Source organism: Pseudomonas atagonensis, from assembly GCF_011369485.1.
Taxonomy (GTDB): domain Bacteria; phylum Pseudomonadota; class Gammaproteobacteria; order Pseudomonadales; family Pseudomonadaceae; genus Aquipseudomonas; species Aquipseudomonas atagonensis.
In genome coordinates this window covers 57,222-76,111 of record NZ_VXCA01000031.1, presented here as the reverse complement: position 1 = coordinate 76,111, position 18,890 = coordinate 57,222, and the positions used below count along the sequence as shown (strand labels likewise).

General features: G+C 59.8%; 15 protein-coding genes. 6 read left to right on the top strand and 9 right to left on the bottom strand.

Annotated features, from left to right (window positions below; all coding sequences use genetic code 11):
- Positions 1-23 precede the first annotated feature (23 nt).
- The 4 genes from F2P67_RS22165 to F2P67_RS22150 all read right to left on the bottom strand — a co-directional run bounded on the left by F2P67_RS22165 (position 24) and on the right by F2P67_RS22150 (position 5,154).
- Complete coding sequence (locus tag F2P67_RS22165) at positions 24-2,423, bottom strand: acyl-CoA reductase (protein ID WP_166223729.1); 2,400 nt, start codon at positions 2,421-2,423, stop codon at positions 24-26.
- 1 nt (position 2,424) lies between these two features.
- Positions 2,425-3,555, bottom strand: a complete 1,131-nt coding sequence (locus F2P67_RS22160) for a LuxE/PaaK family acyltransferase (RefSeq protein WP_166223728.1) — start codon at positions 3,553-3,555, stop codon at positions 2,425-2,427.
- 2 nt (positions 3,556-3,557) lie between these two features.
- Positions 3,558-4,802 carry an MFS transporter gene (locus F2P67_RS22155; RefSeq protein ID WP_166223727.1) on the bottom strand — a complete coding sequence of 415 codons (1,245 nt, stop codon included), beginning with the start codon at positions 4,800-4,802 and terminating at the stop codon, positions 3,558-3,560.
- Between the two features lie 214 nt (positions 4,803-5,016).
- Positions 5,017-5,154, bottom strand: a complete 138-nt coding sequence (locus F2P67_RS22150) for a hypothetical protein (RefSeq protein WP_166223726.1) — start codon at positions 5,152-5,154, stop codon at positions 5,017-5,019.
- Between the two features lie 159 nt (positions 5,155-5,313).
- Between F2P67_RS22150 and F2P67_RS22145 the strand changes: the two genes are divergently transcribed.
- Positions 5,314-5,502, top strand: coding sequence for a hypothetical protein (locus F2P67_RS22145; protein WP_166223725.1), 189 nt, complete (start codon positions 5,314-5,316; stop codon positions 5,500-5,502).
- Between the two features lie 18 nt (positions 5,503-5,520).
- Here the strand turns inward: F2P67_RS22145 and F2P67_RS22140 are convergent, their stop codons facing one another.
- On the bottom strand, positions 5,521-5,898 hold the full coding sequence (locus F2P67_RS22140; RefSeq protein WP_166223724.1) for a fe2+ zn2+ uptake regulation protein: 378 nt from the start codon (positions 5,896-5,898) through the stop codon (positions 5,521-5,523).
- A 302-nt stretch (positions 5,899-6,200) separates the two neighbouring features.
- Between F2P67_RS22140 and pvdQ the strand changes: the two genes are divergently transcribed.
- Positions 6,201-8,546 (top strand): bifunctional acylase PvdQ, encoded by a 2,346-nt coding sequence (pvdQ, locus tag F2P67_RS22135; RefSeq protein ID WP_166223723.1) that lies wholly within the window; start codon positions 6,201-6,203, stop codon positions 8,544-8,546.
- Between the two features lie 55 nt (positions 8,547-8,601).
- On the opposite strand, the gene F2P67_RS22130 is transcribed toward pvdQ, so the two are convergent.
- Complete coding sequence (locus F2P67_RS22130; RefSeq protein WP_166223722.1) at positions 8,602-9,603, bottom strand: FecR family protein; 1,002 nt, start codon at positions 9,601-9,603, stop codon at positions 8,602-8,604.
- A gap of 151 nt (positions 9,604-9,754) precedes the next feature.
- On the opposite strand from F2P67_RS22130, the gene F2P67_RS22125 reads away from it, so the two are divergent.
- Positions 9,755-10,024 carry a PepSY domain-containing protein gene (locus F2P67_RS22125; protein ID WP_166223719.1) on the top strand — a complete coding sequence of 90 codons (270 nt, stop codon included), beginning with the start codon at positions 9,755-9,757 and terminating at the stop codon, positions 10,022-10,024.
- Between the two features lie 58 nt (positions 10,025-10,082).
- Here F2P67_RS22125 and F2P67_RS22120 read toward each other — a convergent pair whose 3' ends face one another.
- Positions 10,083-14,897 (bottom strand): dermonecrotic toxin domain-containing protein, encoded by a 4,815-nt coding sequence (locus F2P67_RS22120; RefSeq protein WP_166223716.1) that lies wholly within the window; start codon positions 14,895-14,897, stop codon positions 10,083-10,085.
- A gap of 195 nt (positions 14,898-15,092) precedes the next feature.
- On the opposite strand from F2P67_RS22120, the gene F2P67_RS22115 reads away from it, so the two are divergent.
- Positions 15,093-16,127: an Ldh family oxidoreductase gene (locus F2P67_RS22115; protein WP_166223713.1), complete on the top strand. Its 1,035-nt coding sequence runs from the start codon at positions 15,093-15,095 to the stop codon at positions 16,125-16,127.
- Positions 16,128-16,188: 61 nt separating this feature from the next.
- On the opposite strand, the gene F2P67_RS22110 is transcribed toward F2P67_RS22115, so the two are convergent.
- The gene (locus F2P67_RS22110; protein ID WP_166223710.1) at positions 16,189-16,506 is read right to left on the bottom strand and encodes an ElaB/YgaM/YqjD family protein; all 318 of its coding nucleotides are present in this window, start codon (positions 16,504-16,506) and stop codon (positions 16,189-16,191) included.
- 154 nt (positions 16,507-16,660) lie between these two features.
- Here F2P67_RS22110 and F2P67_RS22105 point away from each other — a divergent pair, with 154 nt between their 5' ends.
- The gene (locus tag F2P67_RS22105) at positions 16,661-16,915 is read left to right on the top strand and encodes a hypothetical protein (protein WP_007917411.1); all 255 of its coding nucleotides are present in this window, start codon (positions 16,661-16,663) and stop codon (positions 16,913-16,915) included.
- A gap of 7 nt (positions 16,916-16,922) precedes the next feature.
- Here the strand turns inward: F2P67_RS22105 and F2P67_RS22100 are convergent, their stop codons facing one another.
- Positions 16,923-17,837, bottom strand: a complete 915-nt coding sequence (locus F2P67_RS22100) for a LysR family transcriptional regulator (RefSeq protein WP_166223708.1) — start codon at positions 17,835-17,837, stop codon at positions 16,923-16,925.
- 84 nt (positions 17,838-17,921) lie between these two features.
- On the opposite strand from F2P67_RS22100, the gene F2P67_RS22095 reads away from it, so the two are divergent.
- Positions 17,922-18,845, top strand: coding sequence for a carbon-nitrogen hydrolase family protein (locus F2P67_RS22095; RefSeq protein WP_166223705.1), 924 nt, complete (start codon positions 17,922-17,924; stop codon positions 18,843-18,845).
- Positions 18,846-18,890: the final 45 nt, after the last annotated feature.

Sequence of the window (18,890 nt, the reverse complement as noted above, 5' to 3'; positions counted from 1 at the left end):
CTTGTTGAGTCCGCAGCGCCTGATCAGCGCCGGGCATCAATCAATAAAGGTGTCTTGCCGCTGTGCCTGTTGCGGGTGAAGTGTTCGGCTGCGCAAGTTTCAACTTCCATCACCAGCAGGCCGGTTTCGAGCAACAATGCCAGCGTCGGGTACCCCGACAGCCGAGTCAGCACATCTGCCGCGTCGCGCTCACTGCGCACGCGCATGCGTTCACGGCCGTCGCAGGCGTAATCGAGAACCAGTTGGAATGGCGTTTCCAGCCTCAGCGATAGCTCACTCAGAGAAATGAAATCGGTGCCGATGCGAATCAGCTTGCCGTGACGCTGCAACAGTTCGAATCGCGGTGATGTCAGGCCGCATGTGCAAAGGCCATGCAGCCAGCGACCGCTGTCGCCGACGTCATAGCGCACAACGTCCTGGCCTTCCCGCGCAGTCGAGGTGAACAGCAAACGGCCGACTTCGCCGTCGTTCACCGGAATATCCCGGTTAAAGTCGACAATTTCCAGGTGCTGGGTATCGCTCATCAGATGGAAGACGCCGTCGCCGCTGTTTTTGCAGGCGTGTCCGAGAGGGCCGGCATCGACGCTGCCGTAAATCGCCGAGCGGATTTCAGTCACGCCGCAACTACGCAGTAATTCGCAGCTTTGCGCATTGAGGTGTTCGCCGCCGAGAAAGACTTTCTTGATCGCGCCGTAAGCCTGCAGCCGCGTCCGTTCGTTGAGGAACAGGCGATGTATCGTGCTCGGCATACCGATCAGCATCGTCACGCGTTGATCGACGATTACTTGCGCAATCTCGCTGTAGTCGTCATCGAGTGGCGCGCCCATCGGCCAGTGCGTGGCGCCCATCAGTTCGAGCACTTTGTTGAAACTGATGAAACCGCCGTACAAGCCACCGCAGAAGAACAGGTTCATCACCCGGTCGTCGCTCGGGTCGAGGCCTGCTGCGAACAAACCGTCGGCGGTAGCGCGCATCTGGCGATTGAAGTCGTCATGGCTGAAAGCCGACAACACCGGCGCGCCGCTGCTGCCGCCCGAGCGGAAATGCACCTGCGCGGCCGGTTTGATCGGCCGTGCGACGAAAGCGTCTTTGGTCATGATCGGCAAGCCTGCCAGTGGCGGCGGACCGGGTGGTGCATCGAGCGCGGCCTGCAAGGGCAGAACCTTTGCCGACAGGCTGACCGAGACGCGCCGGCTCAGGCGTTGCAGCGCGTAGACACCGTCGTGCGGCTCGCCGGCGTAACCGTCGTGGATCGCCTCAATGGCGGTAATGCGCGTGACCCCGGCGGCGGTCAGGGTACGCGACAGCTCGGCGGTTTGCGCTTCAGGGCACACCAGCGCACAGCTTTGCAGGACGTTGCGCCACTTCAACAGCGTACTGGTGAGTGCTGAGCGAGGCAGCGGTTTGAGCAACAGGCTGCGAAACAGCGGCGACGGTTGCAGGTGCTGATCATGGCCCCAGATCACCCGCCAACCCGGTTCGCTCCAGACCTGTCCGGTGTGCCCGCAAAAGCTTTGCGCCAGACGTTCCATCGCCACGTGCGTGGTGATTTGCGAGGCTTCCTGAAGGCTCGGCAGCAGAGCCGGCCACTGCCCGGCCCGGCGTTGGAATGCCTCGGCCAGTTGCTCGCCGAGGCCGCGCAGCAGCGCCGGGTCATCACTGTCGACCAACAGCCATTGCGGACTGGAACAGGCTTGTTGATCCAGTCGGCACACCTCATCGACGATCGCCTCCAGCGCTTGCGGCGAGGCGGCGTCCGGCGTCAGGTAGACGAAGCTGATGCGATGGCCCCAATCAATCCAGCGGCAACCTGGCGGGAGTTGTTGGCGAATCGCATGCAGCGCCGACTCGCCTCCCCAGGCGGAGACCGCGTTGGCCAGTTTGCACAGCGGTGCAATCTGCGCGGTGGGCACCGGCAGCACCGCAACGTAGCCACCAAGTTGGCCGCTCTCATCGCACTGCACCAGCGCGTGCAGCAAATCCGCCGTCAGCCCGGCGTCGCTGCTGCTGGGGCGCAACCAGTTGACGTTGCCCGCCAACAGGCTTTCCAGCATCGCGCAGAATGCCAACAGCGGTGCATTGCCGGGCGTGACATGCACCACCAACCCGAGCGGGCTCCATTGTTCGTAACGCGGTTGGCGGTAATCGAAACGACGCAGAGAGTCAGGTTGGTTACCGAGTTCGCGCTGGATTTTCGTGCGCAGAGATTCGGGGCAACAGAACTCGATCAGCGCCTGACGCTGGTCATCGTCCAGTGTCTGTATTAATGAGCCTGCCCGCAGTCGCTCGGCGAATCGAGTCGCGGCGCTGATCACTGTGCTGCTTTTGAGCGGAGTGCTCAGGTGTTGCGGCAGATCCCGCTGCAATTGGTCCAGCGCGTGCTCCAGGTCTGTGTTCAGCTGTTTTCCATTGATCAGATACATATCAGTTGCTCCCCAGCAGATCGGCGGCTGCCATCGCGCAGCTTCTGCCGGTGTCGGTGCCGGCACGGCCATGCAGTTCGAACCAGTCGCTGGCCAGACCGCAGTCGCAGCTCGCGGCTGGATGCAGGGTGGCCAGATCGCTCATCACCACTGAGTGAGCGGGGCTGGACGAGATGTACGGCGAGACAAAACCGAGCAGTCCTTTATGGCCGTGACCGAGAACGGAAAAATCACCGGGATCGCGGATAAACACCTTCGAATACACCGGTACGTGGAAGTGATGCCGGGCGCATTCGATATAAGGCACGGCGTGTTCCACCGCGCCATAGCCATCGCGACAACGGGCGATTTCGATGCCCAGTTGCTGTTCAATACGTGCGTACAGTCGCTGTTTGGGGATCTCGCTGGCGGACTGGGTTTTCCAGCCGCCGCCGAAGAAGGACAGCGAGCCGGCGGGCAGTTGCAAGTCCGCTACGCCGTTGGTTTTCATGCGTTCAAGGATCTGCCAGAGAAACGCCGGGAACCCGAAGATCCGCACCGGCAAGCCCTCTTCGGCAAAGGCTTGCAGAGCGGCGATGACGCCAAACGGATCAAATTCATGACTGGCGCCGGTGCTGCGCAACGCGTAAGCCACACGATTGACCGGTGCAAAGCGGCACAAAAACTGGTCGGTGTAAGAGGTGCCGAGGCTGATGCGCTGCTGCGGCTCATAGCTCAGGAGCAAGTAATTACAGGGGGCGTCAGGCGTGTCCCAGCCATAGTGGCGGAAAATCTGCGTGACCATTGCCTGCGCGCCTGACATGCTGCGGTCGTCGTAGCGCATGCGACTTTTCTGGCCGCTGGTGCCGGAGGAGGTCAGCTCCAGAGCGTCCTCGCCGGAGGTGCTGAGCAGTAACTGCTGCTTGAAGAAACTGGCGAAGATCGGCGGCAGTCGCGACCAGTCATCCAGGTGAGGCAGGTCGCTTGCCTGCAGACCGTTCGCGTTCAGCCAGTGCTCGTAACCCGGTGTGTGCCGACAGTGAAAGAGGCTGATTTCGGCCATGGCGTGATCGAACAGATCAGCAGGCATGGCGTCCGGGCAATAAGGGTTTTTCAACGCGCAGAGCGCATCGCTGTGAGGTAAGGAAATCATCCCTATTCCTTTATCGATGGGGTTGAAGGGGCACGCAAAAAACCGCGCAGAAAGGGCAGGCATAACAACCCGCCAAGGGCGGCGTGAAGCGCGAAGGTTTGCAAGCTGGCGCCACCACCAATGCCAGCAATGAGTGAACCGCCCGCGCCCATGACCGCGATGGACAACATGCCGACCATGGCTGAGACCAGCCCTTTGCTGTCATCGCTGGAGAACAGCGCGAGCCGGTACAGCGCTGCGTTGCTCATGCCCAGTCCCAGGGCATACACGCTCAGCGCCGCGACGATGAAGGGCAGCTGGGCGTTTGTCAGCGACGCGGCGATCAGGAACAGTAAACCGAGACAGAACGGCCAGAGTGCGAGGCGAATCAGATCGGTCAGCGACTGAGTGGGCAACAACCGATCGAGTATCAGGTTGCCAGCGATGACCGCCAGAAATACTGGAATTTGCCACAGGCCATAATCCACTGCCGGCAAGCCGAGGTTGTGCATCAGCAACAACGGTGAGAGGCCGATCCACGCAATCAACGGCAAGCTCATCAAGCCCAGAGCCAGACTGGCCGCGAGGAATCGGCGATTGCGCAGCAGCGCCAGATAACGCTGCGCGACCCGTTGCAGATTGAACGGGATCGGCTCTTGCCGTTGGCCGTCGCGCCGCTGCACATTGATGGTTTCCGGCATGCAGGCGAAAAGTCCCAGCCAGGTTGCTGCAGCCGCCAGGCTCAGGCCCAGAAACAGCTCGCGCCAGCTCAACCATTGCAACAACACACTGCCCAGCAATGGCCCGAGCAAGGGCGATAGCAATGCAACATTGCCGAGCAACGCCATCAACCGCACGGCATCGGCCTCACAGAACACTTCCTGTAGCGCGGGATAACTGACGGCCACCACAAAGCCCAAGCCCATGCCCTGCAGCAGGCGCAGCAGATTGAAGGCTTCGATACTGGTGGCGATGAACGTAGCGGCGCAGGCCAGGGCGAACAGTGCGCACCCCATCAATAACGGGCGGCGCCGGCCAAAGCGGTCGGAGAGAGGGCCGATCAGCCATTGCAAGCAGATCCCACCGAGCAGGTAGAGATTGAAGGCATGGGGAACGTGCCGGGCATCGGCGTGCAGATCTTCGGTGACCTTCAACATGGCGGGCATGACCATGTCGCTGGCCATGTAAGTCAACAGTTCAAAAAAGCTGATGGCAAAGCAAAAGCCGATGAGTTGAACCGGGCGAAGGGTAATTAAAGTTCTGTGCATGGACATCCTGGTCTTTTCAATATTGAAGAAGAGCGGATGAGCCTAAGTGCAAAGTGTTTTATTAACTAACGCTTTGCTGCGACAGCAGATTTCAAATATTTTCAGGGTGTTTAACAACTTAGAAAGTTATTTTCAAAAGTTTCTGTCCGGACGGCACCAGAAACAAAAATGCCCACGCAAGGGTGGGCATTATTCAAACGTGTGAAAGTTGATGTTAACGATGGTAGTAACCCGGGCCAGGCTGATAATAACGATGGTGATCGTCATGCCAGCCACCGTGGGGGAAAATAATGCAGCCACTGAGGGTGAGCAGGGCCAGAACAGGAATCAGCCAAGTGATTCGACGTAACATTTCAAAAATCCTCATGGTTATTGCCGCCGAGTAAGCCAAAGCCCTTCAGCGGCTGTAACATGAGACCCCGAGAGTCGCCGCGCATCCCCGTGAAACGGTATGTGCATGGCATGAAAATCGATACAAACCGGATACATTCCAACGTTTCAGGAACCCGCAATGACCCAGAAGCAACGCTTGAAATACTCGATTCTGATCGCCGTGTCGGTATTGGCAATCATGCTCAGCCTGTCATGGCTGCAAAACGCCGGCATGCTCAGCGAGAAGATGTTCCAGTACATCGCCATCGGTGTGGCGGTGGTCGTGGTGGTGATCAACGGCGTGATGCGCCGCAAGGTCAAGCCTTGACGGCGACGGGCGCACGCTTCAGTCGTTATTGAGCACGGCGGCAGCCTGCGGATGCAGGCTGTAGCTCTTGTCGGCGTTGAAGGTGACCACACCTTCGGCACACAGACGCTTGAGCACTTCGCGCACGCTGAGAAATGACAGCGGGATGTCCAGGTCGAGCAATTGACTGTGTACGCCACGCACACCGAGGCGGCGATCGCCTTGGGCGGCCATCAGCAACGCGTCGATCACTTTGAGGCGAATCAGGCTGGTGCGCAGGCCAAAACTTTTTAGCAGCAACCGGATGCGCTCATTGCCGTGGCGGTCGACACGGTGTCCGAAATCGCTGGCGTGAGAACCCATGGATGCTCCTTGTGGCGCCGGGCTACCGTCCGTTGGTAGTTGCGAGTTGTACATGTGGTTACTCCTTTTCAGAGCCTGATCAGGAAAGGTTTTTTTACGCTCTCTAAACAAGACGTTTCAGCTCGACAAATCATGAAAGGAAAAATGTAGAAAATTTGTCGTCGATTCGTTCTTTCCGCGTCATCCCCGCTCAGGATCGGTGTTTTCCGGTCTAAATTTTTTTTCCCGCACTCGTTTCTCTGAAAGGCTCATTGCGCGCGGACGCATGGGCGTCTTTCAAGATCGGCTCCGGTGGTTGCGCTTTACGCATGAGTGGCGCGCCGGAAGCGTTCTTCATTTTTCGAACAGGGGCGAGCGTGATTATTTCCAGACAGTTAACCGGACTGAGTCTTGCCGGCTTGTTTCTCGGCTTCAGCGTTTCAGCGCAAGCGTTGAGCCCGTCAGGCCAGGCCAGCGCTGACATTCGCCGCACTGCCTTTGGCGTGCCGCACATCAGTGCGCCGGACGAACGGGGTCTGGGTTTCGGCATCGGTTATGCCTACGCGCAGGACAATCTGTGCCTGTTGGCCAACGAAATCGTCACCGTCAACGGCCAGCGCTCGCGCTACTTCGGCCCGGATCAGATGACCGTCGAACAGCGCGAGAACAAGGTCAGCGACCTGTTCTTCACCTGGCTCAACACGCCTCAAGCAGTACAAACCTTCTGGCAGGCGCAATCTCGGGAGGTGCGCGATTTGGTTGAAGGCTATGCCGCTGGCTACAACCAGTCGCTTGCCGAGCGCCGTCAGCGAGGCCTGCCTCAGCAATGCCAGGGCGAGTGGGTGCGTGATATCGCCGCTGAAGACCTGGTCAAACTGACCCGACGTCTGTTAGTCGAGGGCGGTGTCGGCCAGTTCGCCGAAGCATTGGCGGGGGCTACACCTCCACAAGCCACGGCGCAACTCGAACACGACTCGCAGGCCTATCAACTGGCCGACGCGCGCATCCAGCGTTTTGCCCTCGACCGTGGCAGCAATGCGGTGGCGGTGGGCAGCGAGCGCTCGTTCAACGGGCGCGGGATGTTACTGGCCAATCCGCATTTTCCGTGGGTCGGCGGCATGCGTTTTTATCAGATGCACCTGACCATCCCCGGCAAGCTCGACGTGATGGGCGCGGCCTTGCCCGGTCTGCCGATGATCAACATTGGCTTTAACCAGCACCTGGCCTGGACTCACACCGTTGATTCGTCAAAGCATTTCACCCTTTATCGTCTGCAACTCGATCCTAAGGATCCGACGCGTTATCTGCTGGACGGCAAATCGCTGCCACTGAGCAAGCAGTCCGTCAGCGTTCAGGTCAAACAGGCCGATGGCCAAGTGGTCGCGGTGTCCCGTGACGTCTACAGCTCGCAGTTCGGTCCGATTGTGCAGTGGCCGGGCAAGCTCGACTGGGACCATCATTACGCCTACAGCCTGCGCGATGCCAACCTCGACAACGATCGTGTGCTGAAACAGTGGTACTCGATGAATCAGGCGTCCAGCCTCAAGGATCTGCAGGATTCGGTGCACACAATCCAGGGCATCCCGTGGGTCAACACACTGGCTGTGGATGACAAGGGGCAGACCTTGTACATGAACCTGTCGGTGGTGCCCAACGTCAGCGCCGAGAAACTGGCCAAGTGCAGTGATCCGCGTGCCGGTCTGCGCATGATTGTGCTGGACGGTTCCAACAGCGGTTGTGCCTGGGACATCGATCCGCAAGCCGCGCAGCAGGGCATTTATGCCTCCAGTCAGTTGCCACAATTGTTGCGCAAAGACTTCGTCCAGCATTCCAACGATTCCGCGTGGCTGGCCAATCCGGCGCAACCACTGACCGGGTTCTCACCGCTGATCAGTCAGGACGGCCAACCGCTGGGCATGCGCTCGCGTTTTGCCCTGGAGCGCCTGGCTTCACTGGGCAAGAAAGGCCCGCTGACGGTCGCCGATCTGCAGCACATGGTCATGGACGATCAGGTGTATCTGGCCACGCAAGTAGTGCCGGATTTGCTGAAGTTCTGCGCGTCTGACCTGGGCACTGATGCGGCGGTGCTGAAACCGGTGTGCGTCAGCCTGAAAAACTGGGATGGCCACGCCGACCTGAACTCCGGCGCCGGGCTGATCCACTTCCAGAACATCATGCAGGTGTTGCAGGAAGCGCCGGATGTCTGGCGTGTGGCATTCGACCCCAAGGATGCGCAGCACACGCCGCGCGGTCTGGCGGTCGAGCAACCCGAGGTGACCAAGGCTGTGCGCGAGGCGATGCTGGCGTCGGCGGCGACCGGCGCAAAAATGGGCCTGACCGCTGACACCCGGTGGGGCGATGTGCAAGTGGTCAGCAGCGGCGGTCAGCAGACGCCGATTCATGGCGGCCCGGCGACGCTGGGCATTTACAACGCAATCCAGAGCGTGCCGCGCGAAGACGGCAAGCTGGAAGTGGTCAGTGGCACCAGCTACCTGCAAGTGGTCACGTTCGATGAGAAAGGGCCACACGCGCAGGGTTTGCTGGCGTTCTCGCTGTCCAGTGATCCGGCGTCGAAATACTCGCGGGATCAGACCGAGGCGTTCTCGAAAAAGCAGTGGAGTGTGCTGCCGTTTACCGAGCAGCAGATCAAGGCTGATCCGCAGTATCAGTTGCAAACGGTGCGTGAGTCGCTGGACAAGAGCGGGAAGGTGGCGGCGCAATAAAACGCCTCACGCCTGGGTCAATACTGAAGGCCGCAACCCGCAAGGGGGGCGGTCTTCAGCTTTTTGAGGGTTGTACCGGCATCGAGTTGATGACCGGGTTGCCTTCCTTGTTGCGGGTCAGATAGACCGGCAGCACCTTGGGCAGAGAACTCACAAGGTTGTTCAGTTCCTTGATGTTGTAGATGCCGCCGACCCGAATCGCACCGGTAGTGCTGTCCGCCAGTTGCAGCGGCTTGCTCAGGTAGCGGTTGATCAACGGCAGTGCTTCATTCAATGCCAGGTTATCCAGCACCAGTTTGCCGCTACGCCACGCGAGTGCGTTGTCGTTGGGGTAGGTCTGGTTGATTTGCGGCATGTAATCGCCGTGACGGTAGCGCGCCTGCATCGACGGGCCGAGGCGCAGGCCATCGCCGGGCAAAGCGGCGTTGCTGCTGACCAGTACCGAGCCTTCGATCAGGTTGACCCGCACTTGATCTTCATACATCCACACGTTGAAGCGAGTGCCGGTCACGCGGATCTTGCCTTCGCCGGCACGCACGATGAACGGGTGGCTGGCGTCGTGACTGACTTCAAAAAACGCTTCGCCATGTTTCAGGGTGACGCGCCGTTCATCTTTGTAATTGCTGAAGGTCACTGCGGTGTTGAGGTTGAGTTCGAGCTGGCTGCCATCGCTCAGTGTGACGTGACGGACGCTGTCAGTGGCTTCGAAACGCTGATAACTGTTGGGTACCCAGCCCATGTTCCAGCCGATCACCGCGGCGAGCGGCACGGCCAGTGCGCAGACCCCGGCGGCTACGGCATATTGCTGCCACTTGCGCGGCGCCGGTTTGATTGCCGTGACGACGGCGGATTCCGGGCGTGGCAAATGTTCGGCAACGTCCCAGATTTCCAGCATGGCTTCGTATTCGAAAGCATGAAGCGGATGTTCTGCGTGCCACTGTTCGAACGCGCGACGTTCTTCGTCCGTGCAGTCGGCGGCGTGCAGACGCATGCACCAATGCGCGGCGGCATCGGTGATCGCATCGTATTCGGCTTCCGAGAGGGTGTCTTGGGTCATTGACTCGTCCTGATTTCGCACATTCTAACCTTGAGGGCGTCCTGACGAGAACTCGCTCATGGCAATTAACCATCAAGGTGGAACTTATTTTTTCCTCAGGCGCCCAAAAAGCAGGACGCGAATGAACACTATCCACAAATGGAGTGAAAAAATGATCAAAAGAACCTTAATCGCCACGATGACTGCTGCAAGCTTGCTCAGTGCCGGTGTGGCATTGGCGGATCGGCCCGGAGCGGGCTGGATCACGATTGAGAAAGCCATCGAAATCGTCAAGACCAAGGCCGGGTATGTCGAAGTCTACGAGATCGAAGCGGACAACGACGGCTACTGGAAAGGCGAAGGGCGCAAGGCTGACGGCATGGTCTACGAGTTCCGCATTGACGGTGCGTCGGGTAACGTCCTGAGAGACCAGAAAGACTGATCTGCTCAGGCAAATTCGCAAAGCGCAGGCCCGCAAAGGCCTGCGCTTTTTCCGTTTTTCAGGGCGTTACAGTGGGCGACTTGACCACGGGATCGAGTTGCCTGCCCAACTGGCAAATCAACAACGCAATCGAATCGGCGTTGCGCAAAATGGTTTCCACCCGGGCGTAAGGCGTCTGCTGATCAAAAAACGCATTGCGTGCGGCCTCAATGGTCGGGCTCAGCGTGGCGTCGAGGATTTCTTCGCTGACGCTCTCCAGCCCCGGAATGACATCCAGGCTGACCCACTCGCGAAGGCTGTGATTCCAGCGTGCAAACAATTCCTCTCGCGGTGTCGCCATCGATAACGCTTCACGCTGAAAGGTTTCCTGATTGTGTTTGAGGGCGCTGCCGTAACCGGTCACTGTCGAAATCAGATCCGAGAACGGGCGGCGGGCCTCCAGCGAAGCGATGTCCACGGCTTTGGCGCACTGATGAGCAAATTCATGAATCAAGGTTGAAGCCTGTGCATGCCCGTCGACATTGAACGGCTCAGTCAAACCGGCTTTGTACCAATCCAGTTGCTGGTCGAAAAATGCTTCGGTGAAATGCACTTTCCGCTCCTGGTCGTCATCGAGCACGAAGGCAATGAAATTGCTCTGGCGAAACTTGTTTGAGCCGATCACAAAGCGGTCGGTGTTCATCAGTTCATCCGTGGGGTCAACCAGGGCGGTGCAGATCGGCACAATAGCCTTTGTAATTCTGGCAAGGATGTCGACATCGATTGTCGGCACATCGAAGAAGGCTTTGAGGAAGGTGTCGACGCGGGTGCCGGGCAGAGCGATCTTGTATTCGGCAAGATTATGCAAACTGTTGAAGGCGTAGTAACGCGCCAGATCGATGGCCTGAACCAGCGCCCGGGCCTTGTCGGGATACCGGCGGCGAATGTCTTCCATGCCATGGGCCTCAATGTTGAGCACCATGCGAGTCTCGCGGGTATTGGCATAACGGTTGTACATTTTCGACACGAGCTTGCCAAAGTGCACCGTGTGCCGGTCAGGATCCAGCACCAGCGTGTTGGCGTTTTTCCATAATGTTGGCCCGTGCAGTTTCGCGTTGACCAGTCGCCACACCGCACCCGGTCGTTCCACGCGATAGACCTTGCCGGCAATGGCCGCGTAGGTGTGCTGGCTGACGGAGTGACGGTAAGTGCCGTCCTGCACGTTGTGGGTGAGGTCTTTGAGGGCAACGTCTGTGCTCTCGAAAGGTTGCAGCCCGGTGCGTAGCGCAGCGGTTGTGCGGATGTCCTTCCAATGTGGTGCTGGCAGTTGCTGCGGGTTTTCCTTGATGGCGCTCGTTGCGACAGACCCGGCTTGCTCTTCCAGTGACAGCCTGCCCAGCGACAGCATTTGCACGGCACCGGCAATAAAAGCCTTCAAGGCACGCTTCCAGTGATGATCCTGCAGGGCATCGGCGGAGGTTTTGAAGTCCTTGTAACTCTGCCAGAGGAAGGTCAGGTAGGCGAGTTTGCCCGGCAGCAGGGTGGCGGCTTGGCGGATGCCCTGGGTGAACAGATGTTTTACCGCCTCCCAATCTGCCTGTGCGTCGGCTTGGGTCTGGGTGCCAAGCATGCGTTTCAGCACCTTGATGTTATCGCTGAACAAGGTGTGAAGCACATTGCCGGTCAGGGCGTTGACGGCCAGGCTGATTTCGCTGGACTGGCCAAGACTCGCCTTGAACAGACTGCGAAACACCGATTGCTGGGTATCCGGCAGTCTGCGCAGCAGCAAGTTCTGCAACTCGCCCGGCACATTGAGTGCGGCGACCAGCCCGGCGTCATGCTCGAATTCGTGAAATACCTGTTCCGCGTAAGGCGTGTAAAGAATCCGTGGCCCTTCATGTCCCTTGCCCGGCCCGATCACGTACAAACCGAGTGCTTCAACGGCAGCGGCGCCGACAGTCTTGATCAGTGACAGCGGATAAATCTGAGCATGAGCACCGACAACGCTGGCCCGCGCGAGGCCATCGGGCATGTCCAGTATCTGGCGTATCAAATCGAAACCATTGACAGATAACCGTTGCTGCAATTTCAGGGCATGTGCGTGTTGCAGCAGTTGCCAGGGCAGTTGGCGGACGAAACACTCTTTACTGGCTTTTCCGGCGGCGTCATCGGCTGACAGCAGATCAACCACGGTTTTAACGAACGTCGCGGGAATTGCCAGCGACAGCAATAATTGTCTGACGGCTTGCTGATCCAGCCCGGTCGGCAGCACCGTTTTGCTCGACGAGCTGACAGTGAAACCCGTGCCCTGTGCGACGTTGACGTGATTGAGCGCAAATTCGGCGAGGTTGCCTGCAGGCCCGGCCAATGCCAGGTTGGGCGTGATCGTAATGTGTAGCGGGTCGAGGTTGCTCCCGGGGAAACGTGCGTCGAGCAATGACTTCAATGTCGCTTCAACGTACTCGGTCAAAGGTTTGATGCCGTGCAGATAATCCTTGCCGTCGATGACACTCTCGGCCCATTGCTCCAACAGTTCGAGGTGGGTCTGCTGCTCTTCGCGTGAGGCCATTCCCAGCCACGCCGGCAATGTCTGCTGACGATGAATGGCGCGGGAGTATTCGGCTGCACGACGCAGGTTGGTCTCGATCAGTTGCTTGCTCAGCGCGCTCAGGCCTGCTTGCACTCGGGTTGCGTCATTGACGCGGCTGCGCAAGTGCTCGCAGCGATCAAGAAACCGGTCGATCGCTGACTGGGTGCGGTCATGCAGGACGTTGCCCTCGATCAGGCGCAAAGGCCCCAAGGTGTAACGCCGATGGAAATGATGTTGGCTCGGCGCCAGATTTTCCAGTAGGCCCAAGCGTTGTTCGCTGTCCAGCAGCCGACGACTCAGGGACCGCCGCGCCTGGTTGACGTTGTCGAATACCTCCAGCCCGCCGGCTGGCGTCCACAACACCACTTGCCCGGAGTGCCGGTTGTCGAGGCCGCCGCGCTCGGTAATCAGCACGCAATGGGCGAGCGGTAACGGGACTTTTTCACCGGAACATTCCAATGTCAGTGACCAGACGTCCGGCAGGAAGCCGTTGAGCGCAGCCCGGTTGTTGCGCGCCGCCAGGTCGGCATTGAAGACCGTCTCGACCAGTGCGTTCTCTCGTTCTTTGAGTACGCCGCTAAGCGTGGCAAAGCGTGCTTCGCCGCGCACGCCGACAAACAAGGCATGGGCCAGACGCGGTTTCATTGCCTCAAGATAAGTGCGTTGTGCGCTCACGGTATCAAGCGGTTGTTTGCTGAATTCGTTCAGCAGCGGCGTCTCGACATCGGTGTAGGTTTTCACGGCCGCCGCCGCTTTTTCCGCCAGCACCATGGAAGGCAACTGGCCGCCGTGGAACACCGGTCGCGTGCTCCAGCGTCCGTCAGCCTCCACGCTGCTCAAGCGTTCATGCAACATCGGGCGGATGTCCAGCGACTTGTCGAACAATGCATGGATGTCCACCGCGCCGTCGCTGTGGCGGAAAACCTGCAGGGCGTACTCGATGTTCTGGCGCTGCTTGGTGATGATCTTTTCCAGCAGCACCTGAAAAATCTCCCCGGATATCGTTTCGCCGGAAACATGCGGCCGGTCAAATCCGATAAACCGCTGGCGCTCTTCCAGACTCAGCAATGAGTAGAGTTCGTCTTCATGCCCGGCAGCGCTGAATTTGCTCAACAAGGTGTCCTTCAGATCCGGATAGTCCTTGAGCACTTGCAGGCCCTGTAAAGGCGTATACAGATACGCATTGGCGTGGCTGATCATCAACGAACCGGCCAGCTCGACCGCGTTGGGCTGGTGCTCCCACAGGTGCACGGTTTCGATGGTGGGGCGGCGAGCGGCACGGGTGGCGGGGCGCAGCAATTGATGCAGAGTTTCGAACTGATCGGCGTCGATGATCTGGCTTTCGCGCCTGAGCATCAGTTCGGCGCGCGCCTGATCCTGCAACGCCTTTGCGAACATGGCGCGGCGCGGCGAGCCGAGCTCGCCGGGTGCGTTCCAGTACTGTTCGAGTTGCCAGAACAACAACGCGGGCAGTTTGCTCGCGGCGGTTTTGACCACCTGCTCCCACGTGGCCTGATCGCCTGCAGGCGTTGACCCCGATGCGTAGAACTCGTGCTTGTGGTCGGGCACCCAGCGTTGGTGGCGATAGAACCGTAGAACGGCGTCACCCAGGCTCATTGAGTCGAGCCAGTGTCGGGCGGAGGCGGGTGCGGCGTCGCTGCTCGCATCCGCCTCGCGGTAAAAACCGACACGAACGTTGGCGTTCGGCAAGTTGGAAAAATCACTTTTGAGCAAATCGGCCAGGGCTTGGTCGAGAAGACTGGCCAGCGCCGGCAGTCGCTTGAACTCCTTGATGATCGCCTGCGCGTTCAAGTGCTGAGCGTTTTTAATGGCGCTGCTCTGGTCGTCGAACAGGTCGCCCTCAATGGTTGTAAAAGTCAGCTGAACAGCCTGCGACGCGGCCCATTGTTTGCGCTCGGACAATGACAGGAACGCCAGCAAATCGTCGTCCTCGCCGGCATCATTCAAGCGTTTTTGCAGGCTCGCCTGCATCGTTTCAAGGCTGGCGTATTTCTTGATTCCGTCATAAGGGGTGTAGAGCACAACCCCTGGGTCATCCGGTGTATGACTGAGCAGAAAACTGCCGGCCAATGGCACCGGAGTCTGGCCCGTGGCGTTGAGGACAATGCGCTGCGTCAGCATGGGCGGCGTTTGAGCGCTGCGCAGGGCGTGGGTGGCGAGTTTCGTATGCTGCAGCCACTGGAAATCCCGGGTCGACAAATGATGGATTTTGCCGAGGTCTTTCCAGAGCCCGGGGGCGTTAAGGACGGGCGCAAACAGCAGCGGGGCGGCGGGTTCAGACATGTTCGAGTCTCGGTTAGGGCGGAACCGCAAGACTAAAAGTCAGCGCCGTCTCCGAGGGGGTACATAGTTATCGCTTGCCCGCGAAGGCATTACCGGGTGTTGCGGGGTTGACAGTCACCGGCCCCGGCATGGTTAATCGGGGCGCGAGTTGTTCGTACGCTGTTGTTCCCTCCAATAATCATTCTGGAGCTTCAGATGTCTGCGCCACACGATCATGTGCCTGCTGCCTCGCCGTCGTTTTCACTCGATGCGCTGACGCAGCTCCTCGAAACAATCTTTCTGCGCCACGGCACTTCCAGCGAAGTCGCCCGGGTGCTGGCGGCCAACTGCGCCGCCGCCGAGCGCGATGGCGCTCACAGTCACGGGGTCTTTCGCATTCCCGGGTACGTGTCGACGCTCAAGAGCGGTTGGGTCAACGGCCACGCCGTGCCCCGGGTCGAAGACGTGGCGTCGGGGTTTGTGCGGGTCGATGCCGGCAACGGCTTTGCCCAACCGGCCCTGGCGGCGGCGCGCCCGTTGCTGGTGGAGAAGGCGCGCGCAGCGGGCATCGCCGTGTTGGCGATCCGCAATTCCCATCACTTTGCCGCGCTGTGGCCCGATGTCGAACCGTTCGCCGAGGAAGGTCTGGTGGCGCTCAGCGTGGTCAACAGCATGACCTGCGTGGTGCCCCATGGCGCCGATCGGCCACTGTTCGGCACCAACCCGATTGCTTTCGCCGCGCCCCGGGCCGGAGGCGCACCAATCGTATTTGATCTGGCGACCAGTGCCCTGGCGCACGGCGATGTGCAGATTGCTGCCCGCAAAGGTGAACGCGTGCCGCCGGGCACAGGCGTCGACAGCCTCGGCCAGCCGACCCAGGATCCCAAGGCGATTCTCGAGGGCGGGGCACTCCTGCCATTTGGCGGCCACAAGGGCTCGGCGCTGTCGATGATGGTCGAGTTGCTGGCGGCGGCATTGACGGGCGGGAATTTTTCGTTTGAATTCGATTGGTCGAATCATCCGGGGGCGAAAACGCCTTGGACCGGCCAGTTACTGATCGTGATCGACCCGAGCAAGGCTGCCGGGCAGAGTTTCGCCGAGCGCAGTCAGGAGCTTGTACGGCAGATGCACGCCGTTGGGCTCAAACGCTTGCCGGGTGATCGCCGGCATTTGCAGAGGGCCAGATCATTGGCCGAAGGCATCGTGCTGGATGAACAGACGCTGGGTCAGTTACGCGAACTGATCGGTTAAGAAGCGTTTTAGCGGCACAAAAAAGGCGAGCCAGTGGCTCGCCTTTTTCATGGGGTAACGTTTAACGACGGCCAAGCAACAAGCCGACAACCAGGCCGAAACCTGCGGAAATTGCCACGGTCTGCCATGGGTGGCCGCCGATGTAGCTTTCAGTGGCGTCGACGGCCGGTTTGGTACGGTCGCGCACGCTCGATACCGAGTCCAGTGCCTGCTGCAGTTTCAGGGCGATTTGTCCGCGCAGGGTTTCGGCTTCCTCGCCTACCAGCGAGGCGCTGCTCTTGAGCAGTTTGTCCGACTCTTCGATCAGGGCCTGAAGTTCGCTGAAGGCTTGATCCTTGATTTGGTCTTCGGCGGATTGCACGGCGGATTTGCGGGCCATTGGGTGACTCCTTGCAGGTGAATGGACAGTGATCAATGGAGTGCGGCGCTTTGTAAAAAGTTGCACTGAATTTAGGTCATGGGCAAAAACCTGCGCCGGAGATTTCCGTCGAGCGTGTAAGATGTCGCCATTTTACGCAGCAGGATAATTCCCCATGAGTTTCAATCTGGCCGACAAATCCCTCGCAGAGCGCGCCGCGCTGGAAGACGAGAAATCCCGTCTGTTCGAACTCTGGCAGAACAATCTGGGCAAAGCCAAAGGTGAAGCCGCGCGTCTGTTCGGCGAGCGCGGCAAGCGCAAAGGCAAGTGGGCTGAATGGGTTCGCGCCGAGCTGGACGGCATGTCACCGCCGGAGTTCGCCAACATGGTGCGCAGTGAAGTCAATCGCCTGATGGCAGCGAACAAGTAAATCCTCGTTAGTCGCGGGTGAAACTCGCGGCAATCGCTTCGCGGACTTTTACCACTACCGGGTCGAGTTGCGTGCTGGTGCGCCAACCCAGTTCGATCGGGTAACGCGGCAGCGCCAGCGGGCAGGGCAGCAGGGCCAGACCGCTGAGCGCGGCGATGCTTTCGGCGGCATGCGCCGGAATGGTCGCCACTGCCTGACTGCCCTTGAGCAGATACGGCAGCGCCGCAAAATGCGTGGTCGAGGCACATACCCGGCGGCTCAGGCCCAGCGCGGCCAACCCTTCATCGGTGATCCCGATAAATCCCCCGGACGACACCAGAATGTGTTCCCGCGCGACAAACGCCTCAAGGCTGATCTGCTGCTGACCCGGCACAAGGCTCGCCGGATCGACCAGGCAGGCGTAACCCCCTTCACCCAACACCTGACGGCTGAGCAGGCGTTCGGCAAAACCGCCGGCGGTAATCGCCAGATCAATGCTGCGTTCCATCAATGCGCGGGCGACGATCTGACTGTGGGTCTGGCGGAAAATCAGCCGCAGCTTGGGCGCAGTTTCGGCGATCTGCTCGATCAGGCGCCGGCCGTAGGCAATCTCGAAATCATCCGACATGCCCACCGTCACCGAGCGGCCGTCATACAGCTGAGCCGCCGGGTCGACCATGGCCAGACTCTGCCGGCACTTGTTCAAGGCTTCGCTCACCACCGGTTTAAGCTGGTTTGCCTTGAGCGTTGGCGCGAGTCCACGGCCCGTACGCACGAACAATTGATCGCCATACACCTCGCGCAAACGGCGCAACGCCGCGCTGACTGCCGATTGGGTCAAGCCCAGACGCAGCGCCGCGCGGCTGGCGCTGGACTCTTCGTGCAGGGCTTCGAAGACTTTCAACAGGTTGAGGTCGACCGTGGCGATATTCATTTGGTTCATATCATTCAGCAGTGATCAGGGCTTTATTCATGATCGCGTGGCACCGGAGAATCAGCAACCTCGAAACCTGAAGGAGTGATCACGATGCCTAAATCAATTGTTGCTGCCCTGCAAATCGGTGCCTTGCCCGGCGGCAAAGGTGAAACCCTGGAGCAGATCCTCAGCTGGGAAGCGGCGATCAGCGCATCCGGCGCAGCGCTGGTGGTGATGCCCGAGGCCTTGCTCGGTGGTTACCCGAAAGGCGAGAGCTTTGGCACGCAACTGGGTTATCGCTTGCCGGAAGGCCGCGAGGCGTTTGCGCGTTATTTTGCCAACGCCATTGATGTGCCGGGCGCGGAGACCGAGGCGCTGGCCGGGTTGTCGGCCCGCACCGGAGCCAATCTGGTCATCGGCGTCATCGAGCGCTCAGGCAGCACGCTGTATTGCACGGCGCTGTATTTCGATCCGCAGGCCGGACTGGTCGCCAGGCACCGCAAGCTGATGCCGACCGGCACCGAACGGCTGATCTGGGGCAAGGGCGATGGTTCGACGCTGCCAGTGCTGGACACACAGGTCGGCAAACTCGGCGCAGTGGTCTGCTGGGAAAACATGATGCCGCTGCTGCGCACGGCGATGTACGCCAAGGGCATCGAGGTTTGGTGCGCGCCGACAGTGGATGAGCGCGAGATGTGGCAGGTGACGATGCGCCACATTGCGCACGAAGGTCGCTGTTTCGTCGTCAGCGCCTGTCAGGTGCAGGCCTCGCCGAATGAACTGGGTGTGGAGATTGCCAACTGGCCGGGAGATCGGCCGTTGATTGCCGGTGGCAGCGTAATTGTCGGCCCGATGGGCGACGTCCTTGCCGGGCCGCTGCGTGGCGAGGCGGGTTTGCTCACGGCTGAAATCGACACGGATGAACTGGTGCGCGCGCGGTATGACTACGACGTGGTCGGCCACTATGCGCGGCCGGATGTGTTCGAGCTGAGCGTAGATGAGCGGGCGAAACCGGGTGTGCGCTTCAGCGCATGATGTGTGGACTGACATAGAACCTGTGGGAGCGGGCTTGCTCGCGAA

Bases quoted from the DNA above. Each gene is read 5' to 3' on its own strand.
- F2P67_RS22130 (WP_166223722.1), bottom strand. From the start codon at position 9,603: ATGACCCAAGACACCCTCTCGGAAGCCGAATACGATGCGATCACCGAT.
- F2P67_RS22155 (WP_166223727.1), bottom strand. From the start codon at position 4,802: ATGCACAGAACTTTAATTACCCTTCGCCCGGTTCAACTCATCGGCTTT.
- F2P67_RS22165 (WP_166223729.1), bottom strand. From the start codon at position 2,423: ATGTATCTGATCAATGGAAAACAGCTGAACACAGACCTGGAGCACGCG.
- F2P67_RS22140 (WP_166223724.1), bottom strand. From the start codon at position 5,898: ATGTACAACTCGCAACTACCAACGGACGGTAGCCCGGCGCCACAAGGA.
- F2P67_RS22125 (WP_166223719.1), top strand. From the start codon at position 9,755: ATGATCAAAAGAACCTTAATCGCCACGATGACTGCTGCAAGCTTGCTC.
- F2P67_RS22115 (WP_166223713.1), top strand. From the start codon at position 15,093: ATGTCTGCGCCACACGATCATGTGCCTGCTGCCTCGCCGTCGTTTTCA.
- F2P67_RS22100 (WP_166223708.1), bottom strand. From the start codon at position 17,837: ATGAACCAAATGAATATCGCCACGGTCGACCTCAACCTGTTGAAAGTC.
- F2P67_RS22150 (WP_166223726.1), bottom strand. From the start codon at position 5,154: ATGTTACGTCGAATCACTTGGCTGATTCCTGTTCTGGCCCTGCTCACC.
- F2P67_RS22160 (WP_166223728.1), bottom strand. From the start codon at position 3,555: ATGATTTCCTTACCTCACAGCGATGCGCTCTGCGCGTTGAAAAACCCT.
- F2P67_RS22105 (WP_007917411.1), top strand. From the start codon at position 16,661: ATGAGTTTCAATCTGGCCGACAAATCCCTCGCAGAGCGCGCCGCGCTG.
- F2P67_RS22120 (WP_166223716.1), bottom strand. From the start codon at position 14,897: ATGTCTGAACCCGCCGCCCCGCTGCTGTTTGCGCCCGTCCTTAACGCC.
- F2P67_RS22110 (WP_166223710.1), bottom strand. From the start codon at position 16,506: ATGGCCCGCAAATCCGCCGTGCAATCCGCCGAAGACCAAATCAAGGAT.
- F2P67_RS22145 (WP_166223725.1), top strand. From the start codon at position 5,314: ATGACCCAGAAGCAACGCTTGAAATACTCGATTCTGATCGCCGTGTCG.
- F2P67_RS22095 (WP_166223705.1), top strand. From the start codon at position 17,922: ATGCCTAAATCAATTGTTGCTGCCCTGCAAATCGGTGCCTTGCCCGGC.